We start from the raw sequence: 22,624 nt of genomic DNA, 5'->3' as shown, positions 1-22,624 counted from the left end.
TCAGTCCGGCTTGCCGTTGATCACACCGGCAGTGTTGTCCATCAGGCTCTTGGTCGCCGTTTGCAGGAACGCCTCAAGCTTGAGCTTCAGTTCGGCGGTACGCGGTGCGTCCGGAATGATCTCGGCAGAAGGGTTCGCGCCCAGTTGGTACTGGTAGATCTTCGGCGCCATTTCCTTCTCTTTCGGCAGCACCAGGATCTGGTCGGCAGTGACGATGGCGGTGGTCTGCTCGCTGCCCGACGGCTTGATCACACCGAAACCGGTGTCGCCGGCCGGCAGGTTGAGCAGGTCACGCCCCCAGCACTGATGACGCACTTCGCCACCCAGACGGCCCATGATGGTCGGCACGATGTCGATCTGCGTACCCACGGTGTGGTCACGGGTGCCGAATTTTTCCTGAATGCCCGGGGCGATCATCAGCATCGGCACGTTGAAGCGGCCCAGGTCCATTTCGGTGATCTGGCGTTCGTTGCCGAAACCGTGGTCGCCGACGATGACGAACAGGGTTTCCTTGAAGTACGGCTCTTTGCGTGCCTTCTCGAAGAACTGACCCAGCGCCCAGTCGGCGTAACGCATGGCGGTCAGGTGTTCGTTGAGGCTGCCGCGATCGGTCACGCGCTCGACCGGCAATGGCGTCGGCAAGGCGTACGGCGTGTGGTTGGACAGGGTTTGCAGCAGCGCGTAGAACGGCTTGCCGTTTTCCCGTGCCTTCAGCTCCTGCAGACCACGGTCGAACATGTCCTGGTCGGACACGCCCCAGGTCGGATCGGAGAACACCGGATTGACGAAGTCGTTACGGCCAACGAAGTTGGTCATGCCCTGGTTGCTGAAGAAGCCCGACTGGTTGTCCCAGGCGAAGTCGCCGTTGTAGACATACACGTCGTCATACTTGCGCGCGCTGAGCAGCTGCGGCAGACCGGACAGCTTGTGGCTGCCTTCCGGGGTCTGCATCAGGTATTCGAAACCTGGCAGGTTCGGGAAGCACGCCATGGTCGCAAACATGCCCTGGTGGGTATGGGTGCCGTTGGAGAAGAAGCGGTCGAACAGCAGACCTTCCTTCGACAGTTTGTCGAGGTAAGGTGTGATGTTGCCCGGTGCGCCCAGGGCGCCGACCGAGTGACCGGCCATGCTTTCCATCAGGATCACGACCACGTTCTTGATCGGCAGGGTCTTGTCGGCCGGTGGCGTGTAGTCACGACGCACGGCAGCGATGTCGGCATCGACCAGTTTGTCGTCCGGCATCACCAGCATCTCGCGCACCACTTTCTGCGCCTGTTCCTGCGGCAGGGTGGCTTTCCAGATGTTATCGCGGTCCTCGCCCATGCGGTCCTTGGCGGCGGCGATCAGCGACAGCGTGCCGTTGAGGCCGAGCTGGTTGGCGAAGTTCGATTCGGTGGTGTACACGTCACCCCAGCGCAGCGGCGGGCCCTGACGCAGGGTGCCACGGGCGGCCACGACGCAGATCAGCAGGCAGACCACGAACACCGCCAGGCGGGTGTACCACGGCGCCACCTGACGGGTGCCGACGTTGCCGCCGCTGAACGGGCCGCGTGGACGGGTCGCACGGTCGGCGCCCTTGAAGGCCAGGGTCAGGATCACGGTGCCGATGACCCACGCCAGCAGGTAACGCACTACCGGGAAACCGTACCAGAGCATGCTCATCACGGTTTTCGGGTCTTCCTTCACGTACTGGAACACCAGGCCGTTGAGGCGCTGGTGGAACTCGCGGTAGAAGTCCATTTCCATCAGGCCGAGGAACAGCGCGATGCTCGACGCCACGGTCAGCCACAGGCGGAAGAAGCCACGCGCAGCCATCGCCCGGGCACTGAACAGCGCCAGCACCAGCGGAACGCAGACGTAAACCACCAGGCGCAGGTCGAAACGCAGGCCGTTGGCGAAGGCTTCGAGGAAGGTCGAAGCCGGGGTATCGAGGATCATCTCGCGGTTGTAGACCAGCAGCGCGAGGCGCAGCACGGAAAACATCACCATCATGACCAGGGCACACAGCAGCGTGTAGGCCAGATGCGATTTGACGGTCGGTTGCAGCAGGCGAGTGGAAGATCGCTGCTGATTCAGGGCGTCCGGGTTTGCCATGTCGTTTTAGGACCCATTGGAAGTTGAAGTTGCAAAATACAGCGGCGCCATGCCCTCTTTTGGCCATTCCAGGCCCCGGGGCGTGCGCGGTGCGCAAATGTTGCACGATCAACGGCAGCATTGCCATTGATTACTGCCCCATTGCCCGACTCTTTCATACAAGCATTCGGACGGGGGACAAACCGAGTTGCGCGGGCGAATTGTCTGGAACACTTTGTGAAAATTTCGTCCAACGCATATCTGGAAACACAATATAACGACAAAACAAAACGCCCCGATTCGGTCGGGGCGTTTTGCTGTCAGCGCGAAGAATTACTTCTCGGCGCGTTCTTTCAGGGCTTTCAGCGTATTGAACGGCGCATCGACCACGAACTTGTTGGCGATCATGCTCGGCACGCTGCCGCCGGGCTCGGTGTGCACCTGATAGGTCACTTCGACTTGATCACCTTTGGGTACGAACTTCCAGAAGCCTTTGACCTGAGCGACACGGACAAAGCCTTTCTCTTCGGGAAGGTACTTCGGCACGCCTTCGAGGTTGCGGGTCAGGCTGCCATCGGCGCCCTCAACGGTGGTGATGTGCAACACCGAATCACGTGGGGTCACTGGCCACGGCGTATTGAACTGGGTGTAGGTCCAGCTCTGATCGCCCTCGTGCTTGAGCAGTTTCTGGGTTTTGCATTCGTGAATCCACGCGCAGGCTCCGGCCACGTCTTCCTGCAAGGCACGCAGTTTGGCAACGGTGGTCTTCATCAGGGCAACCCCCTGATAGGACTTGTAATCGGAACCCGGCACTTCGGCCAGCGAGACCTTGATCCCGTCCTGTTCCTTGGCGACCTTCCAGTCTTCGGCCTGAGCCATCGAAGTAGCCAGCACAGCGGTCAAACCACACAACACAGCGATACGATGCAGCGAACCCATAGTCTTATTCCTTATTGTTGAAGTTCCGTTCGTTTGACACATCACGCCGCCGTCATCTGCTCCCACCAGCCGATCAACCTGATCGCTTCTTCCGAGCTGCTGCCGCAGACTTCGACATCGGCGGCGAATCCTGAACAGACCGCCGGACGCTCCGGCTGGCCGAAAATGCTGCACAGGTTTTCGACCGAGAGTTGCACGCAACGTTCGCCGGCAGGTTTGCCGTTGGGCATGCCCGGAATGGCAGAGCTGATGGACGGGGCAATGCAGCAAGCGCCACAGCCTTCACGGCATTTCATGACGAGCAAGTCCTCGCGACGGGCAATGTGTTAAAGAGACACGGACAGAGTAACCGCTAAAACGGTTGTTTCAAATTCCCTGGACCGGGGTTTTTACCGATAACTGAATGTGACTGACCAGTCTCCGACAAAGCGTCTGGTCTGCGGGTCACGGGTCGATTGAATTTATTGCTTGAACTCGAAATCCAGCGCTGCGCCTTCGACTTCGCGGCGCTCTTCGTTGCGCAGCTGCAACTGCATTTCATTGCTGAGCAGGCGGCCATTGAGCTGGAAGCCGCTGTTCTTCTCGCCAAACATCTGCGGCAGGATCGCCTCGTGTTTGGGCATCGGCACGGTACCGGCAGGTTTGAGCTGCTGGACCATGTCTTTGGGCAGGCTCAGGTCCAGTTTGGCCGGCGGCAGCCTGGTTTTAGCCACTTCACTGGCCGGTTTTGACTTGGAGGCAATCGGGGGCCGCTTCTTCACCGGGGCCGCTTTCTTCTGCGGGGCTTTCTTCGTCTGAGCTTTCTTGTCCGCAACGGCTTTGCTGGCCGTTTTACTCGCCGGAGCTGACGCCGCAGGCTTTTCCTGAACGGCGGCTGCCATGACACCGGGCGCATGGCCCATCGTCAACACACCAAGCAAAATCCAGGCAGCAGGCAAAATCGCTTTCATGAGCCCCACAACACTAACGGCAGAGGGCCATATGCTCGCCTGTTGAGCGTCACAAGACAAGCGCGGTGCGCCACTCGTTCAGAAACCGCCTGCGGTTTCCTGACACAGTTGAGTCGCCAGCAAACCGAGGGTCATCAGCGCCCTTTCTGCCTCGCGATTCCACGGCGTGCCGCAGTTCAGGCGGATGCAGTGGTTGAACTGCTCGGTATTACTGAAGATCAGCCCCGGCGCAATACTGATGCCCTGCTGCAAGGCGCGGACATGCAATTCCTGTGTATTGACCCTGCCCGGCAGACTCACCCAGAGGATGAAACCGCCCGTGGGCCGGGTCATTTGCGTGCCTTCGGGGAAGTACTGCTGCACCGCCAACTGGAACGCGCTGAGGTTTTTTCGGTATTCCTGGCGGATGTACCGTAAATGCCGGTCATAACCGCCATTTTCCAGATAAGCGGCAATCGCCATTTGCGTGACGCTGCACGCCGAATGCGTGGTGAAGGTCTGCAGACGCTGGATTTCCTGCTGATACTTGCCGGCGATCATCCAGCCGACGCGCACACCCGGCGACAACGTCTTGGAAAAACTCGAGCAGTAGATCACCCGATCCAGTCGATCGTAGGCCTTGAGGGCTTTGGTGCGGCCCTGTTCGAACATCAACTCGCCGTAGATGTCGTCTTCGACGATCTGGATATCGAAGTCCGAGGCCAGACGCAGCAGTTGTTTCTGCCGTTCTTCCGGCATGGTTCCGCCCAGTGGATTGCTCAGGCGAGTGGTCAGAACCAGCGCCTTGATTGACCATTGGTTCGCCGCCAGTTGCAGGGCTTCGAGGCTCATGCCCGTGGCCGGATCGCTGGGGATCTCGATCACTTTCAGGCCCAGCAGGTCGGCCAGTTGCAGCAGACCGTAATAGGTTGGCGATTCGGCGGCGATCAGGTCGCCCGGACGAGTCAGCACCCGCAGCGACATCTGCAGCGCATCGACACACCCGTGGGTGATCACCACTTCTGAAGGATCGACGACGACCCCGGCATCGCGCATGCGGATCGCCACTTGCCGACGCAGCGGTTCGAAACCCGGGCTGAACATGTAACTGAACGCGCGCGGACTATGGAATCGGGTGACCTTGGCCAGTTGTTGATGTAGCGCGCGCACCGGGAGGTAATCGACACTCGGCACCGCAGCGCCCAACGGGAACACCCCTTCGCGCCGCGATTCGACCAACACTTGCTGAATGATGCTGGCGCGGGTGACCAGGCCTGGCCGCTCGACCCGGGCGATGTCCGGGGTCGGCGCTGTCAGTGCCGGGGTCTGGTGCACGTAGTAACCGGACTGCGGCCGTGCACGGATCAGGCCCTGATCTTCGAGATTGGCGTAAGCCTGCAACACCGTTGCATGGCTGACATTGAGCTGCGAACTCATCTTGCGCACCGACGGCACGCGTTCTCCGGGCTGATAGACACCGCGCCGGATGTCTTCCGCCAGTTGTTGAGCAATACGCTGATAGAGCAAGAGGTTGGTCATGACGCAGCACTCGATTTCACGGGCATTTTATTCTTGTGTGAAACAATACCGGAACAGTTTAGAAGTGTACTGGGACAGTTGCCACCATAGTCGACCGTACAGTGCAGTGTCAGCTACAACTGTACGGATTTGCGCGCTATTCGACAGACGTAAAAAAGCCCGGCGCTGCATGACAGGCCGGGCTTTCCAGAGACGCAGCCCTCAGCGGGCGGCGCCGAGCTGGCCTTTTTCGTCGGAGAACACAATTTCCACCCGACGGTTCTGTGCTCGCCCACGCTCGGAAGCGTTGACGTCCACCGGGTATTCGTCGCCGTAACCTTCGACCTGAATGCGCTTGTCCTCAATCCCGAGGTCCATCAGCACATCAGCCACCGCTTGCGCGCGATCACGCGACAGCTTGAGGTTTTCCTGCTTGCCGCCGGTGCTGTCGGTGTAGCCCTCGATGCGCACCACGCGTTTCGGGTTGAGCTGCAGGAACTGCACGATCTTCAACACCACGCGATTGGCCGAGTTCTTCAGCTCCGCTTCGCCGGTGTCGAACAGCACGTCGCCCAAGGTCATGACCAGGCCGCGATCGGTTTGCGTGGTGGCCAGCGCAACGATCTGCTCCTCGAGCCACTTGCCCTGCTGCTGCACGCTCAGCAGTTTGGACTCGCGCAGGGCCAGTTGCAGGCGTTGACGCTCCAGCTCAAGCTTCGCCGCACGCTCTTCGTTGAGCACCAGATTGGTGTGTTCGCGGGCGATTTCGCTGTAGCGCTGACTCAGGTAGGCGTAATGCACCACGTCCGAGCCACTGCCCCAATAGGTCGACAGGCGATCGGCACGGGCCAGCGACTCACCGGCGCGGATCACATCCTTCGGCGCGATACGCAGCACGTTGGAATCTTCCTTGACCTTCTGGAAATCACTGCCGGCCTGCTGCAAGACAGCTTCGCTGTGTTGACCGGCGCAACCGTAGAGGCTCGCGCAACCGGCCAGAAGCAAACCGCCGAGGGCTTTGGACTTGAGGCTCATTGGGCATCTCCCAGTTGCTTGCGCAGACGGATGATGCGGGTGTTGAGCACGTTCAGTTGCTCTTCGCTCTTTTGGGTCAACACCTTGGCTTCTGCCAGACGTGCATCCAGCTCGGCCTGTTCGGCGCGCATGCGGGCGTTCTTGAAGGACTCGTCGGTCATGTTGCCCTTGGCCCGGTTGAACTTGTCTTCGGCCAGTTTCATTTCCGGCATTTCATCGGCGGTCGCACCGACAGCCTTGGCCTGGGTGATGGCCTGCTCGGTCAGGCGCATTTGCTCATTGGGTGCCGGATCGTTGGCGCAGCCGGCCAGGGCCAGAACGGCCATGGCCGCGAAAAGAGGTCGAATACTCACTAAGAATCCCTACTGTTTTGGGGCACTGACAGGTGGCTGCGGCTGTTGCTGCTGAGCCTTCCAGCGCTCGATGTTGCGTTGCAGCGCGGCTTCGGTCAGTCCGGACGCGGGCAATTCTGTCATCTTTTTAGCGAGCTGTCCGCGCAACCACGGATCGTTGCAGGCCGAGTTGTGCGAAACCGCGAGGAAAAGTCCCGGTCGGTCGATCGGTTGCTCGAACGCCAGCAGATCATTGGCCATGCCCAATGCCTGCGCGGCAGCCATGCCCGAGTAGCGACCGGCGAGTACGTATTCCACTTCACCCAGCAGAAGTTTCTGAAAGGCCTGAGTGAGGTTTGCCGTCCGGGTCAGGGTCAGATTCTGCTCGGCGGAAGTGCCGAATGCCTGGGTCATTCGAGACTTTTCCGACAGCCCGCCGGTGTGCCCGTGCAGGTCCCTGGCTTCGCTGTAGACCAGCGTCGAGCCTTTGCGCGTCCACACCAGATAGTCGTTTTCCAGCAACGGCGGATAGATGTAGTCGAGGTTTTCCAGCTCGTTGAACATCAGAGGCGTGTCGGCCAGCATGTCCATGCGCCCGCTGCGTACTTCATCAAGGGCCTGCGCGCGTTTGCCGGCGTAGATCAACTCGACCTTGATCCCCAGATCCTTGGCCACTTGCTGCAACAGGTCGGCACTGGCGCCGATCAAGTGCTTGGGATTCTGTGGATCCTGCCACAGGTACGGCGGCGCATCCGGGCTGCCGGTGACGACAAGGCGCTCGCATTTGCCAGCGGCCGCAGCCATCCCCGGTAACAGGATCAATCCCAATAACAACCCGCGGCGCAGATCCATGGCAAAACACTCCCACGCAAATTCGAGACAAAAAAAAGCCCGACCATAAGGCCGGGCTCTTTATAAGTGAAGCTGCCGGATTAGACCAGCTTCTCCAGCTCAGGTACCGCTTCGAACAGATCCGCCACCAGACCGTAATCGGCCACCTGGAAGATCGGCGCTTCTTCGTCCTTGTTGATCGCGACGATCACTTTGGAATCTTTCATGCCGGCCAGGTGCTGGATCGCGCCGGAGATACCGACCGCGATATACAGCTGTGGTGCAACGATCTTGCCGGTCTGACCGACCTGCATGTCGTTCGGTACGAAACCTGCGTCGACCGCGGCGCGCGAAGCACCGACGGCTGCGCCCAGCTTGTCGGCCAGAGCGTACAGGTGTTTGAAGTTGTCACCGTTCTGCATGCCGCGGCCGCCGGAAACGACGATCTTGGCAGCGGTCAGCTCAGGACGATCGGACTTGGCCAGTTCTTCGCTGACGAAGCTGGAAGTGCCGGCGTCGTGCGCAGCCGCTACGGCTTCAACAGCCGCCGAACCACCTTCAGCGGCAACCGGGTCGAAACCGGTGGCACGCACGGTGATCACTTTGATCGCAGCGGTCGATTGCACGGTAGCGATAGCGTTACCGGCGTAGATCGGACGCTTGAAAGTATCGGCGCTTTCTACCGAGATGATCTCGGAGATCTGGTCAACGTCCAGTGCAGCGGCAACGCGCGGCAGGATGTTTTTGCCGTTGGACGTGGCGGCAGCCAGGATGTGGCTGTAGCCCTTGCCCAGCTCTGCAACCAGCGGCGCAACGTTTTCCGGCAACTGATGCGCGTAAGCGGCATTGTCAGCATTCAGGACTTTGCTTACGCCAGCGATTTTCGCAGCGGCCTCGGCCACGGCGCCAGCGCCCTGACCGGCAACCAGCACGTGAATGTCGCCGCCGATTTTGGCAGCAGCAGCCACGGTGTTCAGTGTGGCCGGGGCCAGCACTTTGTTGTCGTGTTCAGCGATTACCAAGATAGTCATTTTTAGATTACCTTCGCTTCGTTTTTCAGTTTCTCGACCAGTTCAGCCACCGACTTGACCTTGATGCCTGCGCTGCGTGCAGCCGGCGCTTCGACTTTCAGGGTCTTGTTGGTGGAGGCGGTGGAAACGCCCAAAGCGTCCGGAGTCAGCACTTCGAGAGGCTTCTTCTTGGCTTTCATGATGTTTGGCAGAGACGCGTAGCGCGGCTCGTTCAAACGCAGGTCGGTGGTGACGATGGCTGGCAGTTTCAGCGAAACGGTCTGCGCGCCGCCGTCGATTTCGCGGGTCACGGCAACGCTGTCGCCGGAGACTTCGACTTTCGAGGCGAAAGTGCCCTGACCGTAACCGCTCAGTGCAGCGAGCATCTGGCCGGTCTGGTTGTTGTCGCTGTCGATCGCCTGTTTGCCCAGGATCACCAGCTGAGGCTGTTCCTTGTCGACCACAGCCTTGAGCAGCTTGGCCACGGCCAGCGAAGTCAGGTCTTCAGCGGATTCGACGAGGATGGCGCGGTCGGCACCCAGAGCCAGTGCTGTACGCAGCTGTTCCTGAGCGGTGGACGGGCCGATGGAGACGACGACGATTTCAGTCGCCACACCTTTCTCTCTCAGGCGTACGGCTTCTTCCACTGCGATTTCGCAGAACGGGTTCATCGACATCTTGACGTTGGCGAGGTCTACGCCGGAATTGTCCGCCTTGACGCGGACCTTGACGTTGTAATCCACAACGCGTTTGACAGCTACAAGAACCTTCATGGATTCCTCGTTACTCTCCGGTGAAAAGAAAGTCGCCTAGGCGAACCTGGCGGTTGATGCTCATCGGGCACAAGGGCACCTCTAAAAACGCCGGCTGGGGGCGATGACCGTTCGTCAGTGGTGACCAACGGGTCATTGAATCGCACGGTGTGTAAACTGCGCGCCGGACTTGCGCTGCGCATCACCTTGTACTGCCTGTGCCCTGTCTTTAGAGGTGCTCTTGAAACCGCCAGTCTGCCTACGGCGAGCGCAAAACCGCCCGTATCTTGACCGGAACGCCTATTCCGGTCAATACGGCAAAATGGCCGTTCATAAGCCGCGCTTCTTTGATTTCTCTGGGCTGGAGCCGATTCAAACAAACGTTTGTATTGGACGCTCGGAGTGGTGTAGATATAATGCGCCGCCTAGAGAGAAAGGTGGTTTACCCATTATTACCCTTGACGTTAACGTAAAGGCAATAACGGATGCGACACCGAACCTCCAAATTAGAAAAAAAACTGTTGAGCCTTGAGTAGGAGATAGCCTGTGGAACGCGAATACATGGAATTCGACGTGGTCATCGTCGGTGCCGGCCCCGCTGGCCTGTCCGCCGCCTGCCGTCTGAAGCAGAAGGCCGCCGAAGCCGGTAAGGAAATCAGCGTCTGCGTGGTCGAAAAAGGCTCCGAAGTCGGCGCACACATCCTTTCCGGTGCCGTGTTCGAACCACGTGCTCTGAACGAACTGTTCCCGGACTGGAAAGAACTCGGCGCCCCGCTGAACACTCCGGTCACCCGCGATGACATTTTCGTGCTGAAAAACGCCGACAGTGCGCAGAAAATTCCTGACTTCTTTGTGCCCAAGACCATGCACAACGAAGGCAACTATATTATTTCCCTCGGCAACCTGTGCCGCTGGCTGGCCCAGCAGGCCGAGAACCTCGGCGTGGAAATCTACCCGGGCTTCGCCGCTCAGGAAGCGCTGATCGACGAAAACGGCATCGTGCGCGGGATCATCACCGGTGATCTGGGCGTCGACCGCGAAGGCAACCCGAAAGAAGGCCTGTACACCCCGGGCATGGAACTGCGTGGCAAGTACACGCTGTTCGCCGAGGGCTGCCGTGGCCACATCGGCAAGCAACTGATCAAGCGCTACAACCTCGACAGCGATGCCGATGCCCAGCACTACGGCATCGGCCTGAAGGAAATCTGGGAAATCGACCCGGCCAAACACCAGCCAGGCCTGGTGGTGCATACCGCCGGTTGGCCGCTGGACATCATGGGCACCGAAAACACCGGTGGCTCGTTCCTCTATCACCTGGAAAACAACCAGGTAGTGGTCGGTCTGATCGTTGACCTGTCTTACAGCAACACTTACCTGTCGCCGTTCGACGAGTTCCAGCGCCTCAAGCATCACCCGGTGCTGGCTCAGTACCTGGAAGGCGGCAAGCGCGTCAGCTACGGCGCCCGTGCGATCTGCAAAGGTGGCCTGAACTCGCTGCCGAAAATGGTCTTCAAGGGCGGCGCGCTGATCGGTTGCGACCTCGGCACCCTGAACTTCGCCAAGATCAAAGGCAGCCACACTGCGATGAAGTCCGGCATGCTCGCCGCTGAATCGGTGGCCGACGCGCTGTTCGCCGAAAAGGATGGCACCGAAGAGCTGACCACTTACGTCGACGCTTTCAAGAAGAGCTGGCTCTACGACGAACTGTTCGCCAGCCGTAACTTCGGCCCGGCGATCCACAAGTTCGGCGCGATCGTCGGCGGTGGTTTCAACTGGCTGGACCAGAACATCTTCGGCGGCAAACTGCCGTTCACCCTGCACGACACCAAGCCGGACTACGCTTGCCTGAAACTGGCGGCCGACTGCAAGAAGATCGACTATCCGAAGCCGGACGGCAAACTCAGCTTCGACAAACTGAGCTCGGTGTTCATCTCCGGTACCAACCATGAAGAAGAACAGCCGTGCCACCTGAAGCTCACCGACCCGAGCATCCCGATCAGCAAGAACCTGCCACTGTACGACGAACCGGCGCAGCGCTACTGCCCGGCCGGCGTCTACGAAGTGATCACCAAGGAAGACGGCGAAAAACGCTTCCAGATCAACGCCCAGAACTGCGTGCACTGCAAGACCTGTGACATCAAGGACCCTTCGCAGAACATCACCTGGGTCACGCCGGAAGGCGCTGGCGGCCCGACTTACCCGAACATGTAAGGCGTATCGCTGAACAACGAGGCTCCCGAAACGGGGGCCTTTTTGTTGCCCAAAATTCCTCTGACACCACAAAACAACTGTGGGAGCGAGCCTGCTCGCGAAAGCGGTGTGTCGTTAACAATGATGTCGACTGCTACACCGCCTTCGCGAGCAGGCTCGCTCCCACAGGGGATTATCGTCTTATCAGGCTACGCGCTCATCACCAGGGCTACGCTCGAAGTAGCGCTTGTACTCGCGACTGAACTGCGACGTACTCTGATACCCCACCCGATGCGCCACCTGCGCCACGCCCAGCCCTTCGGCGACCAGCAAGGTCTGCGCCTTGAGCAAGCGTAAACGTTTCAGATACTGCACCGGCGACAACAGCGTGCTGCGCTTGAAGTGCTCGTGGAAGGACGACACGCTCATATTCGCGCAACTGGCCAGAGTCTCGACATTCAGCGGCTCGGTGTAATGCGCATGCAGGTGACTGATCGACGCCGCCACCCGGGCGAACTGCCCCTGCTGTTCCACCAGCGCGCGCAACACATCGGCCTGTGGCCCGCGCAGCGCGGTGAACAACAATTCACGCACCCGCGCCGGCCCGAGAATCTGCCGCTCCAGCGGATCGTGCAGGCAGCGTAACAAGCGTTCGACGCAGCCACGCATGTCATCGTCGAGCACCACCGAGGTCATCGACTCCGGCGTTTGCGCCGGGATATGCCGCCCGGGCGCCAGCCCCATGGCCAGCACCAGCTCGCCGAGCAGCACCCGGTCGATGGCCACCGACACACCCAGCAACGGCGCATCCGGCAAGGCAAAGGTTTCGCACTCGAACGGCACCGGCAGCGCCTGAATCAGGTAATGCCCGGCGCCATATTCCATGGTGCGCGGGCCGAGGAACGCCAGTTTGCTGCCCTGGGCGATGATCATCAGGCTCGGCTCATAAATGTGCGGGCCACGCGCCACGTCGCAACTGGCGCGCAACACCTGCACGCCGGGCAGCCCGGTCTGGCTGTAACCATCGCAGAGCGCCAGCGGCTCGATCAGCGAAACCAGCGTGGCATTGGCATCAAGGTGACGGGTCAACTGCATCGGAGGGGTCTTCAAAAAAGTCACGGAAAAAGGCATGCAAGCATCATCGCAGATCCTTTTGCCAATGCGCTTGCCCAGACCTGCATGCCGGAGGATTAGGCATGAGACCCGGAGGAATCGTCATGGCCGCAGCGGCAGACGGCGCCCAAAATGCGCCACCTCACCTGTCACTGCTTCTGCGAGGTTTCTCATGTACACCGCTATCGGTTATGCCGCTCAATCGGCCACCACTCCCCTCGCCCCGATGAAATTCGAACGCCGCAGCCCACGCGCTGACGACGTGGCGATCGAGATCCTCTACTGCGGCGTCTGCCACTCCGACATCCACCAGGCGCGCAACGAATGGGGCATCGCGGTTTATCCGTTGATGCCCGGCCATGAGATCGTCGGTAAAGTCACCGCCGTCGGTGCGAACGTCACTCAACATAAAGTCGGCGATCTGGTCGGTGTTGGCTGCATGGTCGACTCGTGCCGCACCTGCGCCGCCTGCCAGCAGAACCTCGAGCAATACTGCCTCGAAGGCCCGACCATGACCTACGCCACCCCGGACCGGGTCGATGGCAGCAACACCATGGGCGGCTACTCCGACAGCATCGTGGTCAGCGAGCACTTCGTGGTGCGCATCCCGGAGAAACTCGACCTGGCCAGCGCCGCGCCGATCCTCTGTGCCGGCATCACCACCTACTCGCCGCTCAAGCACTACGGGGTCAAGGCCGGCGACAAGGTCGGGATTCTCGGCATGGGCGGCCTCGGCCACATGGGCATCAAATTCGCCAAGGCGATGGGCGCGGAAGTCACGCTGTTCACCCGTTCGGCGAGCAAGGCCGAAGAAGGTCGTCGGCAGGGCGCCGATCATGTGATCGTCTCCACCGATGCCGAGCAGATGGCTGCCGCTGCAGGCCGGTTCGACTTCCTGCTGGACACCATTCCGGTGCAGCACGACCTCAACCCGTACCTGCAAACCCTGCGCTTTGATGGCGTGCACATTCTGGTCGGCCTGATCGAACCGATCGATCCGCCCGTGCACGCCGCCAACCTGGTGCTGGGGCGCCGCGTACTGGCCGGTTCGTTGATCGGCGGCATTGCCGAAACCCAGGAAGTGCTGGATTTCTGCGCCGAGCACAACATCACCTGCGACATCGAAATGCTCGACATCCGCCAGATCAACGAGGCTTACGCGCGGATGATTGCCGGTGACGTGAAGTATCGCTTCGTGATCGACATGGCGACGTTGAAGCTTTAAACCTTCAGACCGAGTTCTGCCGAGAGCCGGGCTGTGACCCCTTTGATCAGGGGAATCAGCTCGGCCATTTTTTCCAGCGGCATGTACGGCACGGTGCTGGCGATACTGATCGCCGCCACAATGCGCTTGCTCGCATCACGAATCGGCGCCGCCACACAGCGGATCGACGGCTCGTTGTCTTCCAGATCGAAGGCGTAGCCGCCGGCCACGTACTCGGTCATGCGCTGCTCAAGCTGTTCCCACGACTGCTGGGGATGCTGCGGCCAGAACTGACTTTTCCCACCCGCCGGCAGGCTGATGTCGTACAGGCGCTGCCAATCCTGCGGCGCATCATCGAGCATCAACGCCTTGCCGATGCCGGTTCGCGCCAACGGCATGCGATGGCCGACCCGCGAACGCATTTCCGGGCCGTTGCGCCCCGGATTTTTCAGCAGATACAAGACCTCGTCACCCTCACGAATGCCCAGGTGCACGGTGTCGCCGGTCAGCGCCGACAACTCGTCCAGATACGGCCCGGCCAGACTCACCAGCGGCAACTCTTCGCGCGCCTGAAACCCCAGCTCGATCAGCTTCGGCCCCAGCAGATAGCCGATTTGTGGCACCACGCGCAGATAGCGCTCGTCGACCAGGCAACTGGCCAGACGATGGGTGGTGCTGCGCGTGGTGCCGATCAGCCGGGCGATCTCTTTCAGATCGCGGGCGCCACTGGCCACCGCCTGCACCACACCCAGGCCGCGAAGCAGCGTCTGGGTGCCGGTGGGTGCGGCGTCCTTGGTTTTTTCCGGGGCGTCTTCCTGCATATCCAGCCTTTACCGTTGAGCGAGGGAACGGGCGGCATTATGGTCGCCCGACGCTGACCACTACAACTCGATACGTTCGACCTTGCCCACCAGCAGCACGTAGGACAATGCACCGATCAGCGCCAGCACCGCGATGTAGGTGATCGCCGGGGCGAACGAATCACCGCTGGCGAGGAAACCGATGACAATCGGCGTGGCAATCGCCGACAGGTTGCCGATGAAGTTGAACACCCCGCCGGTCAGCCCAAGCAACCGCGCCGGAGCGAGGGTCGAGACCAGCGACCAGGTGATCGAGGCCAGACCGTTGCCGAAAAAGGCCAACGCCAGGAAGGCGATCACCAGCGGCGTCGATTCAACGAAATTGGCGCCGATGATCGAGGTGGAAATCAGCAGCCCGCCAATGATCGGTAGCTTGCGCGCAAAACCCACGCTGCAGCCACGGCGGATCAACAGGTCGGAAAAGAATCCCGAGCACAGCACGCCGACAAAGGCCGCGAGAAACGGCAGCGATGCCAACAGGCCGGACTTGATGAAGTCCATGCCGCGATATTTCACCAGGTAGGTCGGGAACCACGTCAGGAAGAACCACAGCGTCGAGTTCAGACAGAACTGGCCGAGGTAGATGCCCCACAACTTGCGTTTGCTCAGGACGATGCCGAGATCGGTCCAACTGAACGAGGCCTTGGATGCTTGCGCCTGAATGTCTACCAGTCCGCCACCCTCGCGGATCAGGTCGATCTCCGCGTTGTTGGCGCCCTTGAAATCCCGCGGTTCGCGGTACACCGCGTACCAGATCGCCGCCCAGATAATGCCCGCCGCACCGGTCGCGACGAACACCATGTGCCAGCCGAACTCATGTTGCAGCCAGGCCAGCACCGGCGTCAGAAACGCTAGGCCGACAAACTGCCCGGAGGTGTAGAAACCAATCGCCGTGGCCCGCTCGCGCTCGGGAAACCAGGTGGTCACCACGCGGCTGTTGATCGGATAGGCCGGTGCTTCCAGCGCGCCGACCGCCATGCGCAGCACAAACAGCGCAATGAAACTCGCAGCGAAACCGAGCAGCACCGTGGCCAGCGACCACAGCAGCAGCGCGACACTGTAGAGGATGCGCGGCGGCACCCGATCCACCAGCCAGCCGCCGGGAATCTGCATCGCGGCGTAGGTCCAGCCGAATGCGGAGAAAATCAGCCCGACGTGAACCGGGTCGATGCCCAGTTCACTGGTCAGCGCGGGCGCGGCAATCGACAGGTTGCTGCGATCGAGGTAGTTGATGACCACGGTGATGAACAACAGCACCATGATGAAAAACCGCTTGCGGCTGGGCGTGACTAAAGACGCCTGCCCGGTGAGGGTTTGCGTTGGCATGGGGGGTGCCTCTTCTTATGATTATTTGAGGTCATTGACGCCATCTCCCATCCATGGAGATCAATTGTGGGAGGGGGCTTGCTCCCGAATGCGGAGTGTCAGTCGACATCTCTTTAGCTGACATGCCGCATTCGGGAGCAAGCCCCCTCCCACAAGGATTTGTGGTGAGTCAGAAGGGACTCACCACTCGGCAAAACTGCCATCGGCATGGCGCCAGATCGGGTTGCGCCAGCGGTGGCCGACCGCCGCACGTTCGATCACGTATTCCTCGTTGATCTCGATGCCCAGCCCTGGCCCGTTCGGAATCTTCACGAAGCCCTGGTCGTAGTCGAACACTCGCGGATCCTTCACGTAGTCGAGCAGATCGTTGCTCTCGTTGTAATGGATACCCAGGCTCTGCTCCTGGATAAACGCGTTGTAACAAGCCGCGTCCAGTTGCAGGCACGCCGCCAGCGCAATCGGCCCCAGCGGACAATGCAGCGCCAGCGCCACGTCGTAGGCTTCGGCCATGTTGGCGATCTTGCGGGTCTCGGTGATACCGCCGGCATGCGAGGCATCCGGCTGGATGATGTCGACGTAGCCTTCGCTCAGCACCCGCTTGAAATCCCAGCGCGAGAACAGCCGCTCGCCAAGGGCGATCGGCGTGCTGGTCAACGGCGCCAGCTCTTTCAGCGCTTCGTAGTTTTCACTGAGCACCGGCTCTTCGATGAACATCAGTTTGTACGGGTCGAGCTCCTTCATCAGCACCTTGGCCATCGGCTTGTGTACCCGACCGTGGAAGTCGACGCCGATACCGACGTTCGGCCCGACGGCATCGCGCACGGCGGCAACGTTGGCCAGGGCCAGATCGACTTTCTCGAAGGAGTCGAGGAACTGCAGCTCTTCAGTGCCATTCATTTTCACCGCAGTAAAACCCCGGCTCACCGCCTCTTTCGCGGCGCGTGCGGTGTCGGCCGGACGATCGCCACCGATCCACGAATACACACGAATCTTGTCGCGCACCTGACCGCCGAGCAGATCGCTGACCGACACGCCGAGGGCCTTGCCCTTGATGTCCCACAGCGCCTGATCGATACCGGCCAGCGCACTCATGTGAATCGCGCCGCCGCGGTAGAAGCCGCCGCGATAGAGCACCGTCCAGATGTCCTCGATGTTGCGTGGGTCTTTGCCGATCAGGTAGTCGGACAATTCCTCAACGGCAGCGGCGACAGTGTGGGCGCGGCCTTCGACCACAGGCTCGCCCCAACCGGTCACGCCCTCATCGGTTTCGACCTTGAGGAAGCACCAGCGCGGCGGGACAATGAAGGTGGTGAGTTTGGTGATTTTCATCTGTTTGTCTCTCTTGTTAGATGCAGCGCACGCAGCGCCGGATAAATCTCAGCGAAGGGCCTTCCAGGCAGCCACGTAGGCCTTGGCGTTGGCCGCCACTTGTTCAACCGTCATGCCCGGTTTGAACAGTCCGGAACCGAGGCCGAAACCTTTCACGCCAGCGTCGATGAATGCTTGCATGTTGTCCGGGGTGATCCCGCCGACCGGCGCCAGCACCGTCCCGGAAGGCAACACCGCGAGCCATGCCTTGACCACCGCCGGGCTCATCTGCTCGGCCGGGAACAGCTTGAGAATGTCCGCGCCCTCCTCCAGCGCCGCGAACGCTTCGGTAGGCGTCGCTACTCCCGGCGACAGGTACAGCCCCGCCGCTTTCGCTGCGCGCAGCACCTTGGCGTCGCTGTGTGGCATCACGATCACCTGGCCGCCGGCCTCTTTCACCAACTCGACCTGCTCCGGGGTCAACACCGTGCCGGCACCGATCAGGCAATCGGCGGGCAAGGTCTGACGCAGGATGCGGATACTTTCGTACGGCGACGGTGAATTGAGCGGTACTTCGATGACGCGAAATCCGGCGGCATACAGGACTTCTCCGACAGCTGCGGCTTCCTGCGGATGCAGGCCACGCAGGATTGCGATCAGACCGTTTTGTGCCAATGCTTGCTTGAGCATGTCAGGCCTCCAGTCAGGGTTAACGGGATAAGGAATCGAGCAGCCCGGCGGCCAGCGCCAGTTGCCACAGGCCACGCTCGGTGGCCTGCTCGGCCAGCGTGACGCGCGCGAAACCGCAGGCATCGAGGGCACGGCCGTAACGGGCGCAGAGTTGCGCGTTGCCGATGAGGATGATCGACGGCAGATGCGCACTATTGCGTCGGCGCCGCTGGGCTGCGGCAAGCGCCACCAGTTCATGGCCAATCATCAGGCCAGAGAGGTAATCCGCTTGCGCCGTCGGCGCCAGTTCGCCGGTCAGGCCCAGGGTGCGGGCACTGAATAATGTGGAGAGCACGCCCAGTTCGCCGTCCGCCGACAGCGCCACTTGCACGCCACGGTCAAATGCCACGCCGTCGAACGCCGCACCCTGTTGCTGGGTACGCCCGAGAATGCTGTGTTCACTAAGCACGGCGAACACTTCGCCGGTCATGAAGGTGTCGAAATGAGTGATGCGGCCCTCGACCACCTCCACCCACTTGGAGTGGCTACCCGGCAGACCGATCAACAGATCGCCGCCCGCCTCGGCCGGCAGGTTCTGCAGTACGCCGAGGACCTGAGTTTCTTCGCCGCGCATCACATTGGGCAGACGCGAACGCTGAATCACCCCCGGCACGATATGTACCCGCGTGCCGCGCAGACTGACCAGTGTTTGTAAGGAATTTCCGAGATTGGCGACGTTCGCCGGCGTCTCGCAGTAGGCCGCTTCGCGCCAGCCCTGGGCGCTGCCGACCATCCCGCAGGCGATCACTGGCAGATCCGGCTGCGCCTCGAGCCAGTCGCCACACGCCTCTTCGAAGGCCAGTTCAAAGCCGTCGGCGCATTCACCACCGTGGATGACTCGCGGCGTCTTCGGTAACTGCATGATCCCGGACGACAGCGCACGCTGCTCCAGCACCACCCCGCCCGCCGCGAGTTTGTAAGCACGTAATGAGGTCGTCCCCCAGTCGAGCGCGATCAATTGCGCCTGCATCGCTTCACCTGTTTTGTTTTTGGCAGTGAGTGCGACGGACTATAAACCTTGGCGCAGGAAAATCTCAATATATAAATATCATTCCCATATTATGGGATTTACAAGTGTAACAGCCGTTTCTTCGCCAAATCTCTAAAATGCCGATCCCATTCACGCGACGACCGCTCTCGACAGGTTCAAGGAAGAAAAAATGAAAACCGCTTTAAAGGCGTTACTCCTCTGCAGCGCACTCTGCTTCGCGGCGATTGCCAGCGCCTTGCCCGCTATCAAGGAGGGTGATATCTGGGCTTACAACACCCGGCCGGGTGAAGAAGCCTCGACCTTGACCATCCTCAAAATCGAAAGCTATCCGCACTACGGCACCGTCGTGCATATCCGCGTTGATGGCATTCGGATGATCAACCCGGTCACCGTAGGCCAGTTCACCGCAATGCCCCACCTGCCTTTCCAGGCCGAGGCTTTGCAGCGCAGCCTGACTCGTCGCGTGGGAGAGACGGCGCAGATTCCGGATTTCAGTCAGGGCTACACCTACTGGAAAGCGGCCTTCGATGAAGAGAAGGCCGGGGCTTTCAAGATTTCCGTGCGAAAGACACTTGATGTGTTGCTCAGCGGTCATTGGGAATCCGCAGAGAAATGAGCATCAGAACAAGGCTTCCTGTGATCAGGCAAGAAGCCCAATCTCAATACTTGTCAACTTCCTTAAGCAGCTCAGCAACAGGAATATTCATCACTTCTGAATAGTAGATTTTGTAGGAGTAGGAGTTGATTCTGACTTTGCATGCGATTGTTTTTCGCCCCGCTAATACAGTGCTTAAGTCCTTGCTGCTCATCAGCGTTTCACTCGTTGAGTCTTTCACACGATAAAACATGAGATCCGCTTTGAAAGTGGATCCGTCTGCAGGCTTCAGAGGCTCAATCCATCCTTCACCATATTCATTCAGATTGCGCGACTGCGAAAAATCTCTACTCTCCCCCAAAGCACAAAGCAGCGACTGACTTATCTTGGACTTGAAGAGTTTGTCGACATCGACGTCGGACGAAAAACTGACTTGGTAAATGTTTCGATCCAAGTAGCGCTCCACCCCCAAATACTCGATTTTTGCAGTAGGTTTTCCGTGGCTGATCGCACATGAAGCACACATCGAAAACATCAAAATCAGAATTAACTTACGCACATTTCCTTCCTTTAAAATGCAACACCACCGATTCCATCAGAACATCTCTGGCTGACAGCCCGGCGCCAAGATCGGCAATATAAATGGCCCATGCATCAGCGTGGTTAACGTCAACCCTGCCATTCATGTTCGGACCGCTCTTCATATCCCACTGTTCTCCGAAATCAGCCACCAGGTCGGAAAAATTCCAGTCCTTGGCATCGGCTCTCACATTCACCCAATATTCAGCCTTAGGCGCGGGCTCTTTTTGATGCTCGCTCGCCCATCCCGTCGTCGTACCCACGTTCTGTCCTCCAAGCGTGAAACCGTCGAGCCGTCGCTTTGGCTGCTCAAGCCGTTGGCACACGCGGTGGCGTTGTGTCTGGTGGCGGGCAGTGCGCAGTCACTACGAGATCCTTTTTGAAATGGCGGTCCCATAAAGAGCCCGCCATTGAGTTTCAAGATTTTTAGTTCAGAGGACGGCCAATGCCGTTGCAAACGCTGGGGTTGTTGATATCGAGGTTATTGCTTGCCACACTTTGGTTGCCAAAGATGCCGCAGGCCTGCAAAAACCTGCTGTTACGTCATAGGCAGTTGGCGGAGGGCGCGACCGAACGGATGTCACGGCTGCAGCCGTTGCGGGGTGGTTGCAGATGACAGAAAGGAGAACCCGAGGATGGTGCTTTTGAGGGTCGGGTGATGCTGAAGTCCTGGTAAAAAAGTCTGAATTATTTGTTGTTCTGACGGGCGCCTTCGCGAGCAAGCCCGCTCCCACAGGTTCTTGCGGTGTGACATATATTGCATTAACAACTCTGTCCCCTGTGGGAGCGGGCTTGCTCGCGAAGAGGCCAGACCAGACGACCTCGGAATCAGCTACTGCACCAACTGGTTGATCTCAATGATCGGCAACAACACCGCCATCCCGGTGGCGGCAATCACTTCAGCATCGGATTGCCATCATCTCATCAGCCTTCGGCAAACTCACGCAACACCTTGCCATCCATGCGATAGCGCACCCACTCTTCCTGCGGCTGCGCACCGAGGGATTTGTAGAATTCGATGGCCGGGGTGTTCCAGTCCAGCACGCTCCATTCGAAGCGCCCGCAGTCGTTGTCGCAGGCGATTTTTGCCAGATGCCGCAGCAGGGTTTTACCGGCACCGCCGCCGCGTTGTTCGGGGGTGATGTAGAGGTCTTCGAGGTACAGGCAGTTGCTGCCGAGCCACGTCGAATAGCTGAAGAAGAACACTGCAAAACCGATCGGCACACCGTCACGCAGGCAGATCAGGCCGTGGGCGGTAGCGCCTTCGCTGAACAGGCTGCGCTCGATGTCGGTGACGCTGGCGATCACTTCGTGGCGGGCCTTTTCGAAATCTGCCAGTTCGGTGATGAAGGCGAGGATTTGCGGCGCATCGCTGGGGGTCGCCGGGCGGATTTCGATCGTCATGAACGGGCCTTGTCGGAAGTTGGAAAGCGCCATACTAAGGCCGGATGCGGCGCTCGTCACATGGCAACACAGAGAATATCCTGCGCCGATATTGCAATGTGTGTGCGGGCTTGCTCGCGAAAGCGCTCTGACAAACAACAATGATGGTGACTGGATTGACGCCTTCGCGAGCAAGCCCGCTCCCACAGGAACTTCGCCAGTCTGAAAGGATGCTCATGAACACTGAGATTTTTATGCCCGTGGAGGCGCTTGCAGCAGCACTGCTGCCCCACGCCCTCGAACCCGGCGACGACGGTGCCCACGACCTCGCGCACCTGCAACGGGTCTGGCACAACGCGCGCACCTTGCAGGCTGACGAAGGTGGCGACCTGGAGGTGTTGCTCGCTGCCGTGCTGCTGCACGATTGCGTGTCCGTGGAAAAAAACTCGCCGCTGCGCTCGCAGGCTTCGCGTCTCGCCGCAGAAAAAGCCGCCAGCGTGCTGGCCGATCTGGACTGGCCCGAAAGCAAAATCAGCGGCGTCACCCACGCCATCGAAGCCCACAGTTTTTCCGCCAACATCACCCCGCTGACCCTCGAAGCGAAACTCGTTCAGGACGCCGACCGGCTCGACTCGCTGGGCATGCTCGGCGTTGCCCGCACCTTCTACGTCGCCGGGCGCATGGGCAGTGCGCTGTATGACCCGCTCGACCCTGAAGCCAAGGAGCGCGACTACGACGACACACGCTTCTGCCTCGACCACTTCCAGACCAAGCTGCTGCACCTCGCCGACGGTTTCCAGACTGGCGCCGGTCAGCGTCTGGCGCAGATCCGCCATCAACGCCTGAAGGGTTTCATGGAGCAGTTCAAGGAAGAAATCGGCCTCGACTGATAATCCTGTGTCTCGACCGTTCGTCGTTCATCAGGCA

General features: G+C 60.0%; 23 protein-coding genes. 4 read left to right on the top strand and 19 right to left on the bottom strand.

Translation table 11 applies throughout. From position 1 onward, the window contains the following. From ACM6I7_RS25035 to ACM6I7_RS24990, 10 genes are all read right to left on the bottom strand, one after another. Positions 1–2,094, bottom strand: coding sequence for an LTA synthase family protein (locus ACM6I7_RS25035; RefSeq protein WP_027612395.1), 2,094 nt, complete (start codon positions 2,092–2,094; stop codon positions 1–3). Between the two features lie 312 nt (positions 2,095–2,406). Further along, positions 2,407–3,012 carry an START domain-containing protein gene (locus ACM6I7_RS25030; protein ID WP_027612394.1) on the bottom strand — a complete coding sequence of 202 codons (606 nt, stop codon included), beginning with the start codon at positions 3,010–3,012 and terminating at the stop codon, positions 2,407–2,409. A 41-nt stretch (positions 3,013–3,053) separates the two neighbouring features. Continuing rightward, complete coding sequence (locus ACM6I7_RS25025) at positions 3,054–3,308, bottom strand: YkgJ family cysteine cluster protein (RefSeq protein ID WP_027612393.1); 255 nt, start codon at positions 3,306–3,308, stop codon at positions 3,054–3,056. Between the two features lie 165 nt (positions 3,309–3,473). Further along, the gene (locus ACM6I7_RS25020; RefSeq protein WP_103369250.1) at positions 3,474–3,962 is read right to left on the bottom strand and encodes a translation initiation factor 2; all 489 of its coding nucleotides are present in this window, start codon (positions 3,960–3,962) and stop codon (positions 3,474–3,476) included. 78 nt (positions 3,963–4,040) lie between these two features. Next, on the bottom strand, positions 4,041–5,480 hold the full coding sequence (locus ACM6I7_RS25015; protein ID WP_003226969.1) for a PLP-dependent aminotransferase family protein: 1,440 nt from the start codon (positions 5,478–5,480) through the stop codon (positions 4,041–4,043). Between the two features lie 201 nt (positions 5,481–5,681). Further along, complete coding sequence (locus tag ACM6I7_RS25010; protein WP_414889461.1) at positions 5,682–6,494, bottom strand: OmpA family protein; 813 nt, start codon at positions 6,492–6,494, stop codon at positions 5,682–5,684. Further along, positions 6,491–6,847 (bottom strand): DUF4398 domain-containing protein, encoded by a 357-nt coding sequence (locus ACM6I7_RS25005; protein WP_027612390.1) that lies wholly within the window; start codon positions 6,845–6,847, stop codon positions 6,491–6,493. Before ACM6I7_RS25005 ends, ACM6I7_RS25010 begins: the two co-directional genes overlap by 4 nt. Before the next feature lie 9 nt (positions 6,848–6,856). Further along, on the bottom strand, positions 6,857–7,678 hold the full coding sequence (locus ACM6I7_RS25000; protein ID WP_414889460.1) for a substrate-binding periplasmic protein: 822 nt from the start codon (positions 7,676–7,678) through the stop codon (positions 6,857–6,859). Between the two features lie 80 nt (positions 7,679–7,758). After that, positions 7,759–8,688 carry an electron transfer flavoprotein subunit alpha/FixB family protein gene (locus ACM6I7_RS24995; RefSeq protein ID WP_007961977.1) on the bottom strand — a complete coding sequence of 310 codons (930 nt, stop codon included), beginning with the start codon at positions 8,686–8,688 and terminating at the stop codon, positions 7,759–7,761. A gap of 2 nt (positions 8,689–8,690) precedes the next feature. Beyond that, positions 8,691–9,440: an electron transfer flavoprotein subunit beta/FixA family protein gene (locus ACM6I7_RS24990; RefSeq protein ID WP_414889459.1), complete on the bottom strand. Its 750-nt coding sequence runs from the start codon at positions 9,438–9,440 to the stop codon at positions 8,691–8,693. A gap of 525 nt (positions 9,441–9,965) precedes the next feature. Here ACM6I7_RS24990 and ACM6I7_RS24985 point away from each other — a divergent pair. Then, on the top strand, positions 9,966–11,630 hold the full coding sequence (locus ACM6I7_RS24985) for an electron transfer flavoprotein-ubiquinone oxidoreductase (protein ID WP_027612388.1): 1,665 nt from the start codon (positions 9,966–9,968) through the stop codon (positions 11,628–11,630). 183 nt (positions 11,631–11,813) lie between these two features. Here ACM6I7_RS24985 and ACM6I7_RS24980 read toward each other — a convergent pair whose 3' ends face one another. Continuing rightward, complete coding sequence (locus ACM6I7_RS24980; protein WP_007961974.1) at positions 11,814–12,704, bottom strand: AraC family transcriptional regulator; 891 nt, start codon at positions 12,702–12,704, stop codon at positions 11,814–11,816. A gap of 190 nt (positions 12,705–12,894) precedes the next feature. Between ACM6I7_RS24980 and ACM6I7_RS24975 the strand changes: the two genes are divergently transcribed. Further along, positions 12,895–13,947 carry an NAD(P)-dependent alcohol dehydrogenase gene (locus ACM6I7_RS24975; protein WP_027612386.1) on the top strand — a complete coding sequence of 351 codons (1,053 nt, stop codon included), beginning with the start codon at positions 12,895–12,897 and terminating at the stop codon, positions 13,945–13,947. Here the strand turns inward: ACM6I7_RS24975 and ACM6I7_RS24970 are convergent. From ACM6I7_RS24970 to ACM6I7_RS24950, 5 genes are all read right to left on the bottom strand, one after another. Next, positions 13,944–14,747: an IclR family transcriptional regulator gene (locus tag ACM6I7_RS24970; RefSeq protein WP_096794901.1), complete on the bottom strand. Its 804-nt coding sequence runs from the start codon at positions 14,745–14,747 to the stop codon at positions 13,944–13,946. The genes ACM6I7_RS24975 and ACM6I7_RS24970 overlap by 4 nt on opposite strands. A 60-nt stretch (positions 14,748–14,807) precedes the next feature. Continuing rightward, positions 14,808–16,112, bottom strand: coding sequence for an MFS transporter (locus ACM6I7_RS24965; protein WP_414889458.1), 1,305 nt, complete (start codon positions 16,110–16,112; stop codon positions 14,808–14,810). Between the two features lie 180 nt (positions 16,113–16,292). Beyond that, entirely contained in the window at positions 16,293–17,441 is a 1,149-nt protein-coding gene (gene dgoD / locus ACM6I7_RS24960) for a galactonate dehydratase (RefSeq protein WP_007961968.1), read from the bottom strand. A 48-nt stretch (positions 17,442–17,489) separates the two neighbouring features. Beyond that, the gene (locus ACM6I7_RS24955; protein WP_103369247.1) at positions 17,490–18,110 is read right to left on the bottom strand and encodes a 2-dehydro-3-deoxy-6-phosphogalactonate aldolase; all 621 of its coding nucleotides are present in this window, start codon (positions 18,108–18,110) and stop codon (positions 17,490–17,492) included. 19 nt (positions 18,111–18,129) lie between these two features. Further along, positions 18,130–19,119 (bottom strand): 2-dehydro-3-deoxygalactonokinase, encoded by a 990-nt coding sequence (locus ACM6I7_RS24950; RefSeq protein WP_096794898.1) that lies wholly within the window; start codon positions 19,117–19,119, stop codon positions 18,130–18,132. A 190-nt stretch (positions 19,120–19,309) separates the two neighbouring features. Here ACM6I7_RS24950 and ACM6I7_RS24945 point away from each other — a divergent pair, with 190 nt between their 5' ends. Further along, positions 19,310–19,756 carry a hypothetical protein gene (locus ACM6I7_RS24945; RefSeq protein ID WP_414889457.1) on the top strand — a complete coding sequence of 149 codons (447 nt, stop codon included), beginning with the start codon at positions 19,310–19,312 and terminating at the stop codon, positions 19,754–19,756. Positions 19,757–19,799: 43 nt separating this feature from the next. Here the strand turns inward: ACM6I7_RS24945 and ACM6I7_RS24940 are convergent, their stop codons facing one another. From ACM6I7_RS24940 to ACM6I7_RS24930, 3 genes are all read right to left on the bottom strand, one after another. Then, positions 19,800–20,294: a hypothetical protein gene (locus ACM6I7_RS24940; protein ID WP_049827881.1), complete on the bottom strand. Its 495-nt coding sequence runs from the start codon at positions 20,292–20,294 to the stop codon at positions 19,800–19,802. After that, positions 20,287–20,577, bottom strand: coding sequence for a hypothetical protein (locus ACM6I7_RS24935; protein ID WP_027612380.1), 291 nt, complete (start codon positions 20,575–20,577; stop codon positions 20,287–20,289). Before ACM6I7_RS24935 ends, ACM6I7_RS24940 begins: the two co-directional genes overlap by 8 nt. A 661-nt stretch (positions 20,578–21,238) precedes the next feature. Next, entirely contained in the window at positions 21,239–21,718 is a 480-nt protein-coding gene (locus ACM6I7_RS24930; protein ID WP_007961964.1) for a GNAT family N-acetyltransferase, read from the bottom strand. Between the two features lie 215 nt (positions 21,719–21,933). Between ACM6I7_RS24930 and ACM6I7_RS24925 the strand changes: the two genes are divergently transcribed. After that, a complete protein-coding gene (locus ACM6I7_RS24925; RefSeq protein ID WP_027612379.1) occupies positions 21,934–22,587 on the top strand; it encodes an HD domain-containing protein in 654 nt (217 codons plus the stop codon). The last annotated feature ends 37 nt before the right edge of the window (positions 22,588–22,624 follow it).

This window comes from Pseudomonas sp. IT-93MI4 (genome assembly GCF_949767635.1).
GTDB classification, from domain to species: domain Bacteria; phylum Pseudomonadota; class Gammaproteobacteria; order Pseudomonadales; family Pseudomonadaceae; genus Aquipseudomonas; species Aquipseudomonas putida_A.
This window is presented reverse-complemented; position numbering and strand designations above follow the sequence as displayed.